This window comes from Serratia sp. HNCC26DJ206 (assembly GCF_057180605.1).
In genome coordinates, this window is record NZ_JBXUGP010000152.1 from 1 (window position 1) to 357 (window position 357).

Below are 357 nucleotides of genomic sequence, written 5' to 3' on the forward strand. Positions count from 1 at the left end.
CCTCATTTCCTTCTCGGGCTTTAAGCCCATAACCTCATTCAGGTTTAGTGAGTCACGGTCTTACCTGTCATTGTCATCACGCGGGCCGCCAGAGCAACCTTTCTGCATTCACTCTTTGGTTAGCGTTAATGTTTATCAATATCAGCGATTAATATGGCCTGATACTGACATGATTTTTATCGTATTTACGGTCATGGGCGGCTATAGCCCAGACTGTTCGAGCCAGCTTGTTCGCCATCGCCACGATAGCCACGTTGGTCGGACGCCGTGTTTTGAGCTCCGTTATCCACGGGCCAGGCTCTTTTGTCAGCAAGGCTGCTGCTCGTGCTCCATGGATAAACAACATCTGAAGATACC

Annotated in this window: 1 pseudogene; it reads right to left on the bottom strand. The window is 49.3% G+C overall.

Going from position 1 to position 357, the window contains the following annotated elements:
* Nucleotides 1–148: 148 nt before the first annotated feature.
* Nucleotides 149–357 (bottom strand): annotated as a pseudogene (locus AC2A1E_RS24365) (IS110 family transposase); the annotation flags it as partial.